This window comes from Sphingobium sp. Cam5-1, from assembly GCF_015693305.1.
Lineage (GTDB): Bacteria > Pseudomonadota > Alphaproteobacteria > Sphingomonadales > Sphingomonadaceae > Sphingobium.
The window spans coordinates 1649764-1665300 of sequence record NZ_CP065138.1; the positions used below are offsets into that span (position 1 = coordinate 1649764).

At 60.5% G+C, this 15537-nt stretch carries 16 protein-coding genes and 1 tRNA gene; 9 read left to right on the forward strand and 8 right to left on the reverse strand.

Features of this window, described 5'->3' with window-relative positions; translation table 11 throughout:
* The first annotated feature begins 165 nt into the window (after positions 1-165).
* A complete protein-coding gene (locus IZV00_RS08310; protein ID WP_196224227.1) occupies positions 166-1155 on the forward strand; it encodes a LacI family DNA-binding transcriptional regulator in 990 nt (329 codons plus the stop codon).
* On the opposite strand, the gene IZV00_RS08315 is transcribed toward IZV00_RS08310, so the two are convergent.
* A complete protein-coding gene (locus IZV00_RS08315) occupies positions 1152-2009 on the reverse strand; it encodes an SMP-30/gluconolactonase/LRE family protein (RefSeq protein WP_196224228.1) in 858 nt (285 codons plus the stop codon). The genes IZV00_RS08310 and IZV00_RS08315 overlap by 4 nt on opposite strands.
* A 3-nt stretch (positions 2010-2012) precedes the next feature.
* On the reverse strand, positions 2013-3107 hold the full coding sequence (locus IZV00_RS08320; protein WP_196224229.1) for an aldose epimerase family protein: 1095 nt from the start codon (positions 3105-3107) through the stop codon (positions 2013-2015).
* A 165-nt stretch (positions 3108-3272) separates the two neighbouring features.
* Between IZV00_RS08320 and IZV00_RS08325 the strand changes: the two genes are divergently transcribed.
* The gene (locus tag IZV00_RS08325) at positions 3273-4577 is read left to right on the forward strand and encodes a sugar MFS transporter (protein WP_196224230.1); all 1305 of its coding nucleotides are present in this window, start codon (positions 3273-3275) and stop codon (positions 4575-4577) included.
* A 70-nt stretch (positions 4578-4647) separates the two neighbouring features.
* On the opposite strand, the gene IZV00_RS08330 is transcribed toward IZV00_RS08325, so the two are convergent.
* The gene (locus tag IZV00_RS08330) at positions 4648-5541 is read right to left on the reverse strand and encodes an N-formylglutamate amidohydrolase (protein WP_196224231.1); all 894 of its coding nucleotides are present in this window, start codon (positions 5539-5541) and stop codon (positions 4648-4650) included.
* Between the two features lie 147 nt (positions 5542-5688).
* On the opposite strand from IZV00_RS08330, the gene cpdR reads away from it, so the two are divergent.
* Positions 5689-6066, forward strand: a complete 378-nt coding sequence (gene cpdR, locus IZV00_RS08335; RefSeq protein WP_196224232.1) for a cell cycle two-component system response regulator CpdR — start codon at positions 5689-5691, stop codon at positions 6064-6066.
* A 7-nt stretch (positions 6067-6073) separates the two neighbouring features.
* Here the strand turns inward: cpdR and IZV00_RS08340 are convergent, their stop codons facing one another.
* On the reverse strand, positions 6074-7408 hold the full coding sequence (locus IZV00_RS08340) for a dicarboxylate/amino acid:cation symporter (RefSeq protein ID WP_196224233.1): 1335 nt from the start codon (positions 7406-7408) through the stop codon (positions 6074-6076).
* Positions 7409-7533: 125 nt separating this feature from the next.
* Between IZV00_RS08340 and IZV00_RS08345 the strand changes: the two genes are divergently transcribed.
* A tRNA-Val gene (locus tag IZV00_RS08345) sits at positions 7534-7608 on the forward strand.
* Between the two features lie 542 nt (positions 7609-8150).
* Positions 8151-9188 (forward strand): tyrosine-type recombinase/integrase, encoded by a 1038-nt coding sequence (locus IZV00_RS08350; RefSeq protein WP_196224234.1) that lies wholly within the window; start codon positions 8151-8153, stop codon positions 9186-9188.
* A 98-nt stretch (positions 9189-9286) separates the two neighbouring features.
* On the opposite strand, the gene IZV00_RS08355 is transcribed toward IZV00_RS08350, so the two are convergent.
* The 3 genes from IZV00_RS08355 to IZV00_RS21130 all read right to left on the reverse strand — a co-directional run bounded on the left by IZV00_RS08355 (position 9287) and on the right by IZV00_RS21130 (position 11658).
* Positions 9287-9574, reverse strand: a complete 288-nt coding sequence (locus tag IZV00_RS08355; protein ID WP_196224235.1) for a HigA family addiction module antitoxin — start codon at positions 9572-9574, stop codon at positions 9287-9289.
* Positions 9575-9689: 115 nt separating this feature from the next.
* Entirely contained in the window at positions 9690-10808 is a 1119-nt protein-coding gene (locus IZV00_RS08360; protein ID WP_196224236.1) for a Fic family protein, read from the reverse strand.
* Between the two features lie 292 nt (positions 10809-11100).
* Entirely contained in the window at positions 11101-11658 is a 558-nt protein-coding gene (locus IZV00_RS21130) for a HipA domain-containing protein (protein ID WP_329604498.1), read from the reverse strand.
* A gap of 501 nt (positions 11659-12159) precedes the next feature.
* On the opposite strand from IZV00_RS21130, the gene IZV00_RS08370 reads away from it, so the two are divergent.
* The 4 genes from IZV00_RS08370 (at position 12160) to IZV00_RS08385 (ending at position 14222) form a co-directional block, all read left to right on the forward strand.
* Positions 12160-12387: an AbrB/MazE/SpoVT family DNA-binding domain-containing protein gene (locus IZV00_RS08370; RefSeq protein ID WP_062118025.1), complete on the forward strand. Its 228-nt coding sequence runs from the start codon at positions 12160-12162 to the stop codon at positions 12385-12387.
* Positions 12388-12390: 3 nt separating this feature from the next.
* The gene (locus tag IZV00_RS08375) at positions 12391-12771 is read left to right on the forward strand and encodes a type II toxin-antitoxin system death-on-curing family toxin (RefSeq protein WP_196224237.1); all 381 of its coding nucleotides are present in this window, start codon (positions 12391-12393) and stop codon (positions 12769-12771) included.
* Between the two features lie 369 nt (positions 12772-13140).
* Complete coding sequence (locus IZV00_RS08380; protein ID WP_196224238.1) at positions 13141-13539, forward strand: antitoxin Xre-like helix-turn-helix domain-containing protein; 399 nt, start codon at positions 13141-13143, stop codon at positions 13537-13539.
* A complete protein-coding gene (locus IZV00_RS08385; RefSeq protein ID WP_196224239.1) occupies positions 13539-14222 on the forward strand; it encodes an RES family NAD+ phosphorylase in 684 nt (227 codons plus the stop codon). The genes IZV00_RS08380 and IZV00_RS08385 overlap by 1 nt, the downstream gene beginning before the upstream one ends.
* 125 nt (positions 14223-14347) lie before the next feature.
* Here the strand turns inward: IZV00_RS08385 and IZV00_RS08390 are convergent, their stop codons facing one another.
* Complete coding sequence (locus IZV00_RS08390; RefSeq protein WP_196224240.1) at positions 14348-15472, reverse strand: glycosyltransferase; 1125 nt, start codon at positions 15470-15472, stop codon at positions 14348-14350.
* Between the last annotated feature and the right edge of the window lie 65 nt (positions 15473-15537).

Sequence of the window (15537 nt, forward strand, 5' to 3'; positions counted from 1 at the left end):
TTTGGCTTGATCGATCAAGTCCCTTTTTGCTTTGGAAGCCGAAAATCCGGCGCGATCCCGGGCTCCGTGCGCCTCAGCCTTGTGCCGGGCGGCCTTTCCGTGCCAAGGCCGGAAAGATGCAATGGGGCTGTCACACAGGATTGGGCGCAATTCGCCGGGAGTTTCATGGCCAGCATCAATGACGTGGCGGCACTGGCGCGCGTTTCGATCAAGACGGTCTCGCGCGTGGTCAACAAGGCGCCCAATGTCAGCGAGGAACTGCGGGACCGGGTGACCGCGGCGATAGCAGAGCTGGACTATCGCCCGAACCAGTCCGCGCGGAGGCTGGCTGGCGGACGATCGTTCATGATCGCCTTCCTCTACAATAATCCGGTGGCAAGCTACATCAGCGGCATTCAGGCGGGTGCCGTCAATCGGTGCCGGGAATTGGGATACCATCTGGTGGTCGAGCTGATCCCGCTGGCGGGTGAAGAGCGGTTCGACATATTGGAGGGGCTGGCGGCGGCGCTACGCCCCGATGGCGTATTCCTGGCGCCTCCCCTGTCCGACGACCCCGCCGTGCTGGAATGGCTTGCTGGCAAGAAATTGCCCTGCGCGCGGATTGCGGGGCCGAATGGCGGACAGAGCCTGAATATCGTGACACCGGAATGGGCTGCGGGACGGATGGTGGCCGATCATCTGCTTGCCCTCGGCCATCGCCGGATCGGCGTCATCACGCCCCCGCCCGCGCATGAGGCGGCGACGCATCGCGTGGACGGGTTCCGTGAGGGGCTGGCGGCAGCGGGGCTGGCCGAGGAGCCTGAATTGTTCGTCGAGGGCGGGTTTGATTATCCGTCGGGGATCGCTGCGGGCGAGATGCTGTTGGGGCTGGCAGAGCCGCCGACTGCGATCTTTGCGACCAACGACGACATGGCGCTGGGCGTTCTGCAACTGGCGCGGCAGCGGGGCTTGAGGGTGCCGGACGATCTTTCGGTGGTCGGGTTCGACGATACGCCCGCCAGCGCGACGGCCTGGCCGCCGCTCACGACCGTGCGGCAACCGCTGGCGCAGATGGGGGCGGCCGTGATCGACGCGCTGATCAACCGGCCCGCCAAGGCGCCGCAGTTCGATTTCGAGCTGGTGCGGCGGGAAAGCTCCGCCCCGCCCGCCGCCTAGCCTGCGTAGAGCGGCGTCGGCATGCCCTTCACGCCCGCATCGACCTCAAACAGGCCGCCGTCATAGTCGCTGTCCGGCAATCCAACGGCCGCCGAAGTCACGAACATGCGATCGAGCGCGGGGCCTGCAAAACAGATGTTCGTCACCTGCTGCGCGGGCAAGGCGATGGCACGGTCGAGCTTGCCATCCGGCGTGAAGCGGCTGATGCGGCTGCCGCCCCAATGCGCGATCCAGAGATGGCCGTCCGCATCCACCGTCATGCCGTCGGGATAGCCGTCCGCGTCGCCGAACTGGATGAAGACTTCCCGCGCGGAAAGGCCGCCGCCTTCGGTACGGGCAAAGCGGTAGACGATGCGGCGCGCGCTGTCGGTGTGATAAAGCCAGTTGCCGCAGGGCGAAAAGGCAGGACCGTTGGGCACGCGATAACCGCTGTCCATCTGAGTCCAGCGGCCGTCCGGATCAAGCCGGTAAAAGGCGCCGCTGTCCGCTTCCTGCTCCATATCCATCGTGCCACACCAGATGCGCCCTTGCGCATCCGCCTTGCCATCATTCATGCGGTTGCCGGGGAGATGCTGTTCGGGATCACCGAACGGTTCGATCGTTAGCGGATCGAGGGAGAGCCGCACGAAACCGCTCTGCAATCCGGCGATGAAGCCGCGCCCCTGCCGCTCGGCGACCCAGCCGATCGGCTCCGGCATGGCCCAGCGGTCGATGCGGCCATCGGTCAGTGACAGGCGGTTGAGCGCGGGGGCGATGATGTCGGTCCAATAGACGGCATTGTCGCGCGCGGACCAGAGAGTGCCCTCGCCCAGCATGTCGCGCATGTCGCGTTTGATGAGTTGCCATTGCGCCATGGGTCAGCGCTTTACCGAGAGGCGATAGATCATGACGTGGCGATAGGGTTTGCCGGGATCGACGCGGGCCGAAGGGAAGTTCGGATGATTGGGCGCATCGGGGAAATTCTGCGGCTCAAGCGCGAAGCCGTCGCCCATGCGGTAGAGATGACCATTTTTACCAAGGAATGTCCCGTCGAGAAAATTGCCGGAATAGAATTGAAGGCCAGGTTCCGTGCTCAGCACTTCAAGCACGCGCCCTGAGCCGGGGTCCTCAAGACGCGCAGCCAGTTCCGGCGTCGCCGTCTGCCCCTTGTCCAGCACCCAATTATGATCATAGCCGCGTCCGAATCTGATTTGCTGATCCCTACCATCGCGCACGGCATCGTCCGCGCGGCGAGGGACGCGGAAGTCGAACGGCGTTCCCGCGACCGGCCTGATCTCGCCAGTGGGAATGAGGCCCGCATCGACGGGCGTGTAGGCTTTGGCCGGTATCGTCAGCAAATGACCAAGGGCACCGCCCGGTGCGCCCTCGCCCGCCAGATTGAATATGGCATGGTTGGTGAGGTTGACGATCGTGGGCTTGCTCGTCTTCGCCTCGAAACTGATGGTCAGGCCGCCGCTTTCGTCCAGTGCGTAGCTGATGCGCGTGTCAAGCTGGCCGGGATAGCCCGCCTCCCCATCCGGGCTGCTGTAGGAGAGGACGACTTCGGGCCGTGGTTCGCGGCGAACCGACACGACCTTCCATACCTGCTTGTCGAACCCCTTGCCGCCGCCATGCAGCGTATTGCCCTTGTCATTGAGGGGCAACTGGTAGGTCTGACCATCCAGAGTGAAGCGACCCTGCCCGATGCGGTTGGCATAGCGGCCAACGGTCACGCCAAAATAATCGGGCCGAGCCAGATAGCCCGCCAGATCATCATAACCGAGCAGTATATCGGCCTGCTTCCCGTCCCGATCCGGCCCCGTCAGCGATTGCAAAGTCGCGCCATAGGTAAGAATGCGGGCCGAAACGCCGTGGTCGTTAGAGAGCGTGATCGCTTCGACCGCCGTGCCGTCTGGAAGCTGTCCTGCGGGAGCGCGGCTGGCTTCACCCGCCCACGCTGACGTGCTTGCCATCAGACATGCAAAATAATAGGACGACGATGTTCGAAAAGCATGGCTGATCCAGCCCCTGTGCATAGGATCCCCCTATCGCCGGGGTATATTGACGCCCGACGGGCAGCTATATACTCGGACAAATTGAAGCAGCACAAGCCTGTTGGCGCCTGTTGGAGAAGATGAATGCCTGCACTTCCATCATCATCAGCCACTCTGACGGCGGGCGACCACCCCACCGCCCGATACGGGCCTGCCCTCACGCTGCTGGCGAGCCTGTTCTTTATGTGGGGCTTCATCACCGTCATCAACAACACGTTGCTGCCGCACCTGCGCAGCGTGTTCGAACTGAACTACACCCAGACAACATTGATCGAGTCCGTCTGGTTTATCGCCTATTTCGTGGCATCGATCCCGTCGGCCAAGCTCATCGAACGCGTAGGCTACCAGAAATCGCTGGTCATCGGGCTGCTGATCATGGCGGCGGGATCATTGGGCATGATGTTGGCGGCCAGCCTGCCATCCTATGGCGTCACACTGGCCATGCTGTTCATCATCGCGAGCGGCATCACCCTGTTGCAGGTCGCGGCCAATCCCTATGTGGCCGTCGTCGGTAAGCCCGAGACGGCCTCTTCGCGCCTCAATCTGGTGCAGGCGATGAATTCGGCGGGCACGATGCTGGCTCCGCTGTTCGGCGCCTATCTGATCCTGGGACGTTCCAAGGGCGGCACATCGAGCGCCGACATCGTTCTGACCCCGGCGGAACGGCTGGCGGATGCCCAATCGGTGATCCTGCCCTACGCTCTGGTCGCCATGGTCCTGCTGGTCCTCGCGATCGTGATCGCCCGCTTTCCCCTGCCCGCCATGGGATCGTCGGCGACCCGGCTGGCCAAGGAAGAACGCAAGAAGCATTCGCTCTGGGCGCACCGCAACCTTGTCTTCGGCATCCCCGCCATCTTCATCTACCTGATCGCGGAAATTGGCGTCGCCAACCTGTTCGTGAACTTCGTCAGCCAGCCCGATATCGCCAACCTCACGCATGAGCAGGCAGGCCGTTACCTGAGCTTCCTGTGGGGCGGCATGATGGTCGGCCGCTTCGTCGGATCGGCGATCATGCAAAAGGTGGACGCGGGCAAGGTGCTGGCCTTCTTCGCGACGGGTGCCTTCATCGTGATGCTGGTTACGGTTTTCACCCACGGGCCGGTCGCCATGTGGTCGCTGATCCTGGTGGGCCTGGGCCATTCGATCATGTTCCCGACCATCTTTACCCTGGGCATCCGCGGCCTGGGGCCGCTGACCGAGGAAGGTTCGGGCCTGTTGATCATGGCGATCGCTGGCGGATCGCTGGTAGTGGTGCAGGGATGGCTGGCCGACAATTATGGCCTGCAAAACAGCTTCCTGCTGACGGCCGTCTGCGAACTCTACATCCTCTTCTACGCCCTTTGGGGTTCAAGGCCGACGCACGCGCTGCCTGATCAGCATCTGGAATGATGCGCGCATAGAGATGCAAGCAAGGCAAAGGCCGGGGCGCAGGTAGCGCCCTGGCCTTTTGCATATGTGGCTATTCAGCGGCGAGCGGATAGGCCGCGCGCGGCGCTTCGCTGGCCAGCGCGTCGATCAAGGATCTGATGGCTGTCTGAACCCTTGGCAGGCCGGGACCGGGGTTGTCCAAGGCGGCATCGAGATAAAGGCTGCGGTCAACCTCCACCTGCATGGCATAGAAGTCATGGGCCGGATGCCCATGGCGTTCGATCATATGGTCGCCCGCATAGGGATGATTCTGCGCCACCGTCAGCCCATGGCCCTCCAGTACATCGGCCGCCAGCGTCATGAGCCGCGCCGACGCACCCCGGCCAAAGCGATCCCCCAGCACCACGCTGGGCGCAGGCTGTCCGGCAGCAGCAGCGGGGAGCGGCGGCATTGAATGGAGATCGATCAGTACGGCGTGGCCATGGATTTCGCGCGCCGCACGCAGCATGCGCGTCAATGCATCATGGTAGGGCCGATGGATCGTGTCGATCCGGCGACGGACCTCGTCCCACCCGATGGGCCGCTGCCACAGTTCATAGGCGCCCGGCAGGCGGCGGGGTAGAAGGCCAAGGCCACCGCGCAGCTTGGCGCTGCTCTGAAGGGGGACATCGCGGGGCAGGCCCGTCACCATCGCGGGATCGATTTCCCGTTCATGGCGATTGAGGTCGATCATCGCGCGGGGCGCGCGCGCGACAAGCACATGATAGCCTCGCTCAATCAACGGATGGGCGAGCAGGTCCACCCAGCGATCCTCCAGCCGTCGCAATATGTCCGGCGCGACTCTGGCGCTGCCCAGCAGAGCGGGGGAATATTCGCGCCCGGCATGGGGCACCGAAATAACCACCGGAGCGATCGGGCGGTCGGGTCCGTAAAGATCATGAGAGGCTGTGGATTGGGCCGGGGCGCACGGTGCGGGATAGCTCAAATCATCTCCTTCCACAGGGCGCGGCAAAAATGGTTACCCGGCTGGATATATATGCCGGTTGTCGCATATAATGGCATACAGCGCCACCCGCGAGGGGTGCCGCACGAGATCGGCCGACACCGGCCAGAGACGAGATTGATCCAAGCGATGGTTCGTATTTTGCTGGCCGAGGATGATGACAGCATGCGCGTCTATCTCGCCCGCGCGCTGGAGCGGTCGGGATATGAGGTGGTGGCGGTCGCCACCGGCGCGCAGGCCGTGCCGCATATCGACGACGATCATTTCGACCTGTTGCTGACCGACATCGTCATGCCCGAGATGGACGGGATTGAGCTGGCCCAGCATGCGGCCACGGTCGCGCCGGACATGCGGATCATGTTCATCACCGGCTTTGCGGCCGTGACGCTGAAGGCGGGAAAAGCTGTGCCGCAGGCCAAGGTGCTGTCCAAGCCGTTCCACCTGCGCGACCTGGTGATGGAGATCGACCGGCTTTTCGGCAGCACCAGCATGAGCGAGCTGAACTGAAAGCCGCTTAGCCCGGGACGACTTCTTCCATGTCGGGGGTCGGCGGCAGTGGCTTGCCTGCCATGGCAGCCGCGAAACGCTCGCGGTCGAGGCCCTTCTCCCACGCCGACACGACCACCGTCGCGACCGCATTGCCGATGAAGTTGGTGAGGCTGCGGCATTCGCTCATGAACCGATCGACGCCGAGGATCAGGGTCATGCCCGCGACCGGCACGGACGGGACGATCGAGAGCGTGGCGGCGAGCGTGATGAAACCTGCGCCCGTAACGCCCGCCGCGCCCTTACTGGACAACATAGCGACCAGCAGCAGCAGGATTTGGTCCCCGATGCTCAAATGGACGTTGGTCGCTTGCGCTATGAACAGCGCCGCCAGCGTCATGTAGATGTTGGTGCCGTCGAGGTTGAAGCTGTACCCCGTCGGCACCACCAGCCCGACGACTGACTTGCGGCACCCTGCCCTTTCCATTTTCTCAATCAGGCTGGGCAGCGCGGCTTCCGATGAAGATGTGCCGAGGACGAGCAGCAGTTCCGCCTTCAGATAGCGGATGAGGTGCAGGATATTGAAGCCGATCAGCTTGGCGACAAGGCCCAGCACGACCAGCACGAACAACAAGGATGTGAGGTAGAAGGTCGCGACCAACTCCGCGAGGTTCGCCAGTGCGCCCACGCCATATTTGCCGATGGTGAAGGCCATGGCGCCAAGCGCGCCTATAGGGGCCGCCTTCATCAGGATCGACACCAGCTTGAAAATGGCGTGGCTGGCCGATTCCAGTATCTGCATGAGCGGATCCGCCTTGTCACCGATCAGGGTCAGGGCGATGCCGAACAATATGGCCACGAACAGCACCTGAAGGATGTTGTGACCATCCGCGACGGCCGAGATCAACGTGGCGGGGATGATGTCCATGAGGAAGCCGATGAGCGACCGGTCATGCGCCTGCTGCTGATATTCCGCGACCTTGCCCGCGTCGAGTGTCGCCGGATCGACGTTCAGCCCCGCGCCCGGATGCACGACATTGGCGACGATCAGCCCGACGATCAGCGCAAGGGTGGAAAAGGTGAGAAAGTAAGCGAATGCCTTCGCCGCCACCCGCCCGATCGCGCCCAATTCCTTCATGCCCGCGATGCCGGTCACGATGGTGAGGAAGATGACCGGCGCGATGATCATCTTCACCAGCTTGATGAAGGCGTCGCCAAGCGGCTGGAGCGCAACGCCCGTTTGCGGGAAGAAATGGCCGATCAGTACCCCGATCGCGATGGCGGCGAGCACCTGCACGTAAAGCTGGCGGTAAAAGGGCAGCGGCGCGGCTGCTCCTCCCGCTGCGTTGTGGATGTCCTTCATGCCGACGGCGCCCCCTGTTTTCCCCGCACAATATGGGCTGCACACCCTCTGTCCAGAGAATTAGCTTTTAAGCGAATTTCGCGCTTGCACACCCCACCACCCCCCGCTATTGGCGCAACTCCCGTGGGCGTGTAGCTCAGTGGTAGAGCACTGTGTTGACATCGCAGGGGTCGCAAGTTCAATCCTTGCCACGCCCACCATCGAAAACCCCGTCAAATCAACGGTTTGGCGGGGTTTTTGTTTGCCCGAAGACGGCGTTCAGTCCTGCCGTGCCCACGACTTTTCTGGGCAAATTTTGGGCAAATTGCACCCTGTTTGGGCAAATTCTGGGCATGGAAATGCCGGGCGAACCCCGCGAAATCCCGATTCGTTCGCGCCTCGCAGACGCGGTCGCGCAGAGCCGCATGATGCCTCATCATCGACCGACGGACGGGTCGTTTCTACGGTTGCGCATCGGGCGCATATTACGCCAGCGAAACGGTGCTGCGTCACCACAAAGCAGGCAATCTCACCTGCAGGCAAAAGAAGACACGCTGCCTTCGAGCTCCATAGAGCCCGCGATCCCCCAACACACACAAGCCTTCGAAGTCTCGTGGCACTCTTTCTTAGGCCAGCATGGCCGACGCCGTGCGTGCACCGGAATGTGCCACATCTTCACGAAACATGGCGTGTCTCGCCTTCAGGAATGCGGGTAAATCCGCGCGGCGGAGGCGCGACATCACATCCGACTGGAAAAGATCACATGCTTTCAATCCGTACCCGTGGGAAGAAAGGCATCTACTATATTCGAGGTTCGGTCTCGCTTGGGGACAAGCATATCGAGGTCCAAGAGTTCAGCCTGAGGACAACCGATCGCGATGCGGCGGCCCATCTGATGGCGGAGCATGAAACGAAGCTGCGTCACCAGCTCATGTTCGGTCCCGCTGCGCTCGTCGCTCAAGGAACCATCGCCGACGCATTCGATAGCTATCTGTCAAAGGCCAAGCCTCCTTGCGCGTCCGACATCCTGCGCATCGGCAAACTGAATGGCATCATCGGCGACTTCAGCCTGCGCGAACCCAAACAGGCATGGGAGCATTTTCGCCGCGCTTACCTGACCGGCCATGACCCGGGTGGTCAGGATCGTTATCGGTCGGTGTTTCAGGCAGCGATCAATGTCCATTACGATCTGCACGATCTTCCGCCGCTGCGGATCAAGGCAATCCCGTTCAACAATGAGCGGGTGCGCTTCCTTAGCAAGGAAGACCGCGATCGGCTGATCGCAGCCTATTCACCTCACATCCAGCCGATTATCATCATGCTGGCGTTCCAGGGTCCGCGGATCCAGACAGCCTTGCAGATACAGTGGGGCGTCGACGGGATCGACATGAAGGAAAGATCGATCCGGCTCAATCACAGCAAGAACGCAGTCATCAAGTCGGTGCCGATGCATCCTCGCCTGTTCGATGTGCTTCGGCCGATCTGGGAAAAACGAGGACGGCCGACAAAGGGCCACGTCTTTCTCAACCGGTTTGGCAAACCATATTCGGACACGCGCAAGTCGAAGATCCCCGGCGGCAATCCGATCAAGAACCAGCATGCGACGGCCTGCAAGCGCGCGGGGATCGAGGATTTCACCGTTCATGACTGGCGCCATCACTGGGCGTCTCACTGCGTCATGGCGGGCATCGATCTCATCACCATCATGAACATGGGCGGCTGGAAGTCACTGCGGATGGTCCAGCGCTATTCCAGCGTCAGCGTGGATCACATGCGCGAGTCCATCAACAAATTGAGCTGAAGGGAGCGGGCCAAAAGGTGGAATCGGCGGCGGGAACCGGCTCCACTTTTTTGCTCCACTTGGAGAAGAATGGCCGCTCGGGATGGCATGACAGAGGGTCAGGCTGCAAGCAGCGGATCTATTTCCTTTATGTCCGCTGCGTCCGTCACCAGTAGGTCATAATGCGCCTGAAGGTTTAGCCAGAACTCAGCGGTCGTGCCCAGCGCCCGCGCCAGCCGCATAGCGGTATCAGTGGTGACGGAAGTCTCCTCCGCACATAGGCGCTCGATCCGCGTGCGGGGTACATGGATATGCTTTGCCAGCTTCCCCGCGCTAATACCCATTTCCTCCAAAAATTCATGCTTCAGGATTTCGCCGGGATGGACCGGCACTTGCAGCATGGTCATGAGCGTTCTCCTTTCAATGGTAGTCCACGATTTCAACATTGTCCGGGCCATTATCGCACCAAGTGAAACAGATGCGCCACTCGGCCCACTGAATTGGACGTACCCGTCCGCGCCGTCACCGCCCTTTTTTGCTGGCGATCGTCAGATGATAGCGCGCGTAGCGCCGCTCGCCGACCCGATCCAGCGCGCCAAGTTCGACAAGTTCCGCTAGATCACGGGTTGCGGTCGCCGAGGCGGCATCGGTGATCGTACGATAATTGTGGGCGCTCAGGCCTCCGACGAAGCCGTCCGGTCCTTCCGCCATCATGCGGATCAACACCTTTTCCTGCCGTGCATTGATCCTGTCACGCAGACGGTCAAGCAGGCGGGTCTTTTCGATCAAGAACCGAATGCTCTCAATGGTACGCCCCTGCGCCTCCAGCACGATGTCGGCAAACCAGCCCATCCAGGCATCAATCTGGTTGGTCCGGCTAGCCTGATGCAGCTGCGAATAATAGGCCTTCTTGTGGCGGTTGATGGTGGTCGCCAAGGCGGTGAGCGTCGGCGCCTCCAGACTTTGCGCCAACGCCTTTTCCGCTATGGCGCGACCCAGGCGGCCATTGCCATCCTCGAAAGGGTGGACGGTCTCGAACCAGAGATGGGCTATCGCCGCCCGCGTGATCGCAGGCACGGGCAAGTTGGCCTGCGGCGCGCTATCGTTGAACCAAGTGATGAACCGCTCCATCTCTTCTGCCACCCGGCCTGACGGCGGCGCCTCGAAATGAACGCGGGGCGCATGCAGCGCGCCGAACACGATCTGCATGGGATTGGCATGGGTCCGATATGTGCCGATGGCTGCCAGATCGTGCCTCCCATTCATCAGCATCTTATGCCAGTCGAACAGGAGCCGATCGGTCAACGGCTCGGCATAGCGCCTGTAGAGGTCAGCCATCAACTCGGCCGCACCGGCCTCAGCTGGATTGGAACGACGCTTGTCGGCCGCAAAGCCAAGTTGGCGGGCAATGGAGGACTGGACGCTGTAACGATCCAGAATCTCACCCTCAATGGCCGAGCTATCGACCATTTCCTGCGAGATCAGCTCGATCACGATCCCTTGACGCGCCTCCCCATCGAGATGATGCATCGATCCGACGATGACACCGGCGCCCTTGAGAAACCGCGCCTCCCGATCGCGCAAGAGGGCCTCGTCGAAGCCGAATTGGGTCCAGTCAGAGAGTTGCCAGTTCCAAAGCATGATCGATGAAACGCCTTTCTATAAATCATGATATGCGTGATTTATGATTTATGAAAGAGGCGACTATCGATCTAACGGTCGGGGCCCTCCCTCGCTTCTCTTCCACGGTTAACTCGCATCCACGATGCCCATGCCCACCGGGCAAGCCCGATCTATTGGGCATCGCTCACGAGCATAGCGCAGCGCTCGCCGACGAGCGCCAACACTTGGCCTTGCGCAGTAGCAGCAGCCTCGGGGTCCGTCGCGAAGCCCGGAAGCCTGACGATTTCGACCGCGCTTGCAAGACGGTGGATCAGTTCGAAAATGGCCCTATCGGCATCGCCCTGAGGCAAGCCAATGGTGCGCGCGAGCGCCATGAAGTCTCGGCGTGCCAGTCGATCATCCTTGCCGTTGAGCTTGAGCGCCATCCGGTCGCCGCCAAGTCCGGGAAAGACTCGCGTCGTAACCGCATCATAAAGCGGCGCAAAGCGAACCGACGTGAAGGCTTCGCATCCGGTGCGGCGATCTTGAGAAGCGCGAGATTCTTGCGGTGCATATCGCCGTCAGCGATCAGCCAAGCGAACATCGCGCGACGAAACAGAGTGTCGAGGTCGGCAGCGGGATCCGTCGAGAGCGGCCGCAGCCCGCGTGCTATGCGCTCAATGATGCCCTGATATTTCGCCGATGCCGGAAGATCGAGGACCGAGCAGAAATCCTCCAGCGCGAGCCGGCGCTGATCGTCCGCGCCGTGTCGAATGTCGAAACGCTCGACAATGAGCGCGGGCGACATGCCGTCCGGCATCGGAGTGAGCACGATATTGGGCGTCGCAAAGCCGGCGGCGCGCCCCAGTTCCAGACAGAGCCATTCGATATCGGCAGCATCTCGAAGCCCGCGGTTCCGGCAGGCTTCAAAATATGAGTGAACGGTAGGTCAACGGCCGGGAGGAGAGCGCCATCGGGTGCGAGGTGCATCGGCGCCTTCATCTGGACGCCCGATAGGCGCGGCGTCTCGGCGCGGGCGAATATCCGCGCAAGGTTCTGCTCGAAGCTTTGCTCCATCGCGCCGCGCGCCGGCCCCTCGTAACGTCCGGTGAAGCAGCCGGCTTCGATGAAGCCCTCCAATCTCGTCGTCAGGATATCGGCTGGCAGGGCCGCAAGCTCATCGCAGGCTTCGACCACGGTGACATTGGACATATAGCGCCGCCCGCGAAAGGATTATCTCGCTTCAAGCGCTTCGAGGATCTCAACAATTACGAGCATCACGATCGCCTCGGCCCAGGGGGCGATCAACGCTCACGCGATCCGCCGGGATGGTTGAAGTAGGAGCAATTCTGCCCTTGCCGCCTAGGTGCGGATAAGTTATAACCGCCGTATGAACAGCGCTCTCAAGATCACAAAGATTGGTAATAGCGCGGGCGTCATACTACCTCGCGATCTTTTGGCGCACCTCAATGTCCAGGTGGGTGAAACCCTTTCAGTGGTTACCACGCCCCGAGGCATAGAATTAAGTGCGGCTGCTTCCGATTTTGAAGCCCAGATGGCGACGGCGCGCGAGGTAATGCTTCGGCGCAAGCGCGCGCTCCGTGAGCTTGCCAAATAACCAATGCAGGGTTGGATATGGGTTACTTCTGCAGTCGCCATCGCCGCTCATGCCGAGCAGGTGGCCGAACATGGCGGGGACGGCGGCATACGGAACGAGGGGCTACTTGATAGTGCCTTGGCCCGTTCTATGAATCTCGCGGGATACGGCCAACCCGATGCCGCAGATTTAGCTGCTGCCTATGCCTTCGGCATCGCGCGGAACCATCCTTTTGTCGACGGCAACAAAAGGACCGCAGCAGTGGTGAGCGAAACATTTCTCATGCTCAATGGAAGCCAGCTGACCGCCACGGATGCCGAATTTGTGGTGGCCTTCGTCGCACTCGCGGGTGGCGAACTGTCAGAAGAAGAAATGGCTGACTGGTTCCGCCAGCACACCCGGTAGGTTCCAACAGCGATCGAGATCGGTGTGCGATGAGGCTCCCGCTCAGTTCACGATTTACAGACGCTATGATTGCTGGTCGACACTTGCGTCCCAGCCGATCATTTTCCTCATGACGATCGCTCTTTCCTATCACTTTAACCAACGGCAGGCCCTCTGCAATTCCTTCGTCATCGCGAGTTGGCGCTGGGCAGCCTTCAGTAACGAAATCTCATCTGGGGACCGCTTCGCGGATTGCCGTTAGCTCTCGCCCCCTACGATGAAGAGGTTCATGCCTTCACCTTCGCCCTTGCTAGGCGGCAGAATAGAAATCGGTCAATCTTGATATTATGTACAGATATTATACATAAGCAGCAAGAAGGAGATTGGCTAATGGCGACAACAGTCCACGTCGGCACCCAAGCCACAGCCCATAGCCGCAAGGATCTCACAGGTCCGGCATTGCGCACATTCTTCCGCATTGCGGAGGCGTGGGGCCTCAAGGAAGCTGAGCAGATGAAACTTCTCGGGCTCGATAACCGCTCCACTTTTCAGACCTGGAAGCGTGGGGCGGTTGCAGCGATTCCCAAGGATGCGCTGGAGCGAATTTCCTACGTTTTGGGTATCTACAAGGGCCTGCAGATACTTCTGCCCCGCACCGCTGACGCATGGGTCCGCAAGCCCAATGAAGCTCCCTTGTTTGCTGGGCGTTCCGCGATCGAACGGATGACCTCGGGCAATGTCGCAGATCTCTATGTGGTGCGCCAATATATCGACGCTCAGCGCGGCTGATGAAGGTCATTTCTACGGCGCTGGTGCGCTGGCAGCCGTGCTACCGGATCGTCGCAAGCCGCTTTCCCCCGATATCGCTGTTCGAGGACGTAACCGATCCAGCCGATCTTGAGGCGGTGTACGCGATTGAAGCGCTGACTAATGATCGGCTGCGGGACGAGGTGGGGGACCTTACGCTAGTACCGCCGGAGGATCGTGTCTCGGGCCCGGGCGCCTCCGCGATCATGGCCGCCTTCACCCATCTCAATCCAGATGGAAGCCGGTTTTCCGATGGCAGCTTCGGCTCGTTCTATGCCGCCAGGGAGATCGAGACAGCGGTTGCGGAAACCAGCCATCACCGCGCGCGGTTCATGGCATACACTTCGGAACCTGCGCAGGAACTCGACATGCGCGTGTATGCGGCCGATTTAGATGCGCTGCTGCACGACATCCGTAATCTACGTGAAGAGCATGCCGCTCTCTATGCTACGGACAGCTATGCCGCCAGCCAGGCTCTTGCGATGGAACTGCGCAGCCAAGGTTCAAACGGGATCGCCTACCAAAGCGTGCGCCACGATGGCGGCGAGTGCGTAGCGGTTTTCCGCCCTCGCCTGCTCGCCAACTGCCGCCAAGAGCGGCACCTGTGCTATGTGTGGGATGGGCGGGCGATCGTCACTGTCTACGAAAAGAAAGCATTTACCTGAACCGGTCAGAGTTCTGGCGCAATATCGGCTAGCAATAGACCGATGAAAAGGTACATACGATGTACAGATACGGCTAAAGAAGGAACAGGCGGCAGATCAAGCGGAATTCCCCCGATGATGGAGCCTCAACTTGACTTACGCCAGGTGAACAGGCTGCCCATCACATAGTTCCATACTGATCCCACCACTGCTCCGGCCAATCCCGCCAACCACCAGTCATAATGCGATCCAAATAGAATTTTGCCCACCCCGACGTTGGCGATCGCCCCCAGACCGCAAATCGCATAGAAACTGAGGAGGCCCGTCAGCATTCGTAGTCCCGCCAGCCTCTGATCGCGATAAGTAAAGCTGTTGTTCAATAGGAAGTTAAATGTCATAGCAGACAGTACTGCTACTGTTTGGGCGGTACCGAAAGAAAATCGCGATAATAAAGTGAACAATACCACCATGTGGATGCCCAAACCAATGGCACCTACGCAACTGAACTTGAGGAACTTGATGGGCACCAGATGGCCGATTTTTTTCTCTACAAGCATCTCCAGATATTGCAGAACAACTGTACTGTCCAGTTTACTTTCGCCATGCTGACGGGTGCGAAAGGTGTACGGAAACTCTGCAACGTCTAGCGGTCGTGATGCCGATGCCATAATGTCAAGCAAGATTTTATAGCCGATCCCGGACAAACGGGGCGCCAATTCCGTCAACGTGTCGCGTCTGACAGCAAAGAAACCGCTCATCGGATCACTGAGCGGCGTTCGTGCAATCACTTCAGCGAGCCTTGTCGCGAATGCGCTGATCCGCGCGCGCCTTTGATCCCATTTACCGATCGAGCCCTCACTCGAGTAGCGGGTTCCTACGGCCACCTCCTTGCGGTCCTCTGCGATGGCTCGATAGAGTTTTGGCAACAGCATCTCGTCATGTTGCAGATCGCCATCAATCACGGCGACAACCGGAGCTGTAGATGCCATCATCCCTTCAATCACAGCGGACGAAAGTCCGCGTCGGTTGAACCGTCGGATGAGGCGAATGCGCCGATCTGTGGCGGCTAGTTGACTAACAAGTTCCGGGGTACCGTCACGAGAGCCGTCATCGACAAACATGATCTCCCATTCGATTTCAACTAAGGCATTGGCTACACGGTCGATCAGTTCGGTAATATTCGGGCGTTCATTAAGCACCGGCACAACGACGCACAACTCTAGCGGACGCAAGACAGTGCTAATGTCGGGCCGTTGTAGAGCGTGCTGCATGAAATCCCCCCGGAGGTCGCTGCATCACCAATATACCGTACCGGTTAATGAAAGGAAAAGCAAAG

Excerpts from the sequence above, each read along its gene's own strand:
- IZV00_RS08310 (WP_196224227.1), top strand. The coding sequence starts at position 166 with ATGGCCAGCATCAATGACGTGGCGGCACTGGCGCGCGTTTCGATCAAG.
- IZV00_RS08315 (WP_196224228.1), bottom strand. The coding sequence starts at position 2,009 with ATGGCGCAATGGCAACTCATCAAACGCGACATGCGCGACATGCTGGGC.
- IZV00_RS08320 (WP_196224229.1), bottom strand. The coding sequence starts at position 3,107 with ATGGCAAGCACGTCAGCGTGGGCGGGTGAAGCCAGCCGCGCTCCCGCA.
- IZV00_RS08325 (WP_196224230.1), top strand. The coding sequence starts at position 3,273 with ATGCCTGCACTTCCATCATCATCAGCCACTCTGACGGCGGGCGACCAC.
- cpdR (WP_196224232.1), top strand. The coding sequence starts at position 5,689 with ATGGTTCGTATTTTGCTGGCCGAGGATGATGACAGCATGCGCGTCTAT.
- IZV00_RS08340 (WP_196224233.1), bottom strand. The coding sequence starts at position 7,408 with ATGAAGGACATCCACAACGCAGCGGGAGGAGCAGCCGCGCCGCTGCCC.
- IZV00_RS08350 (WP_196224234.1), top strand. The coding sequence starts at position 8,151 with ATGCTTTCAATCCGTACCCGTGGGAAGAAAGGCATCTACTATATTCGA.
- IZV00_RS08355 (WP_196224235.1), bottom strand. The coding sequence starts at position 9,574 with ATGACCATGCTGCAAGTGCCGGTCCATCCCGGCGAAATCCTGAAGCAT.
- IZV00_RS08360 (WP_196224236.1), bottom strand. The coding sequence starts at position 10,808 with ATGCTTTGGAACTGGCAACTCTCTGACTGGACCCAATTCGGCTTCGAC.
- IZV00_RS08370 (WP_062118025.1), top strand. The coding sequence starts at position 12,160 with ATGAACAGCGCTCTCAAGATCACAAAGATTGGTAATAGCGCGGGCGTC.
- IZV00_RS08375 (WP_196224237.1), top strand. The coding sequence starts at position 12,391 with ATGCAGGGTTGGATATGGGTTACTTCTGCAGTCGCCATCGCCGCTCAT.
- IZV00_RS08380 (WP_196224238.1), top strand. The coding sequence starts at position 13,141 with ATGGCGACAACAGTCCACGTCGGCACCCAAGCCACAGCCCATAGCCGC.
- IZV00_RS08385 (WP_196224239.1), top strand. The coding sequence starts at position 13,539 with ATGAAGGTCATTTCTACGGCGCTGGTGCGCTGGCAGCCGTGCTACCGG.
- IZV00_RS08390 (WP_196224240.1), bottom strand. The coding sequence starts at position 15,472 with ATGCAGCACGCTCTACAACGGCCCGACATTAGCACTGTCTTGCGTCCG.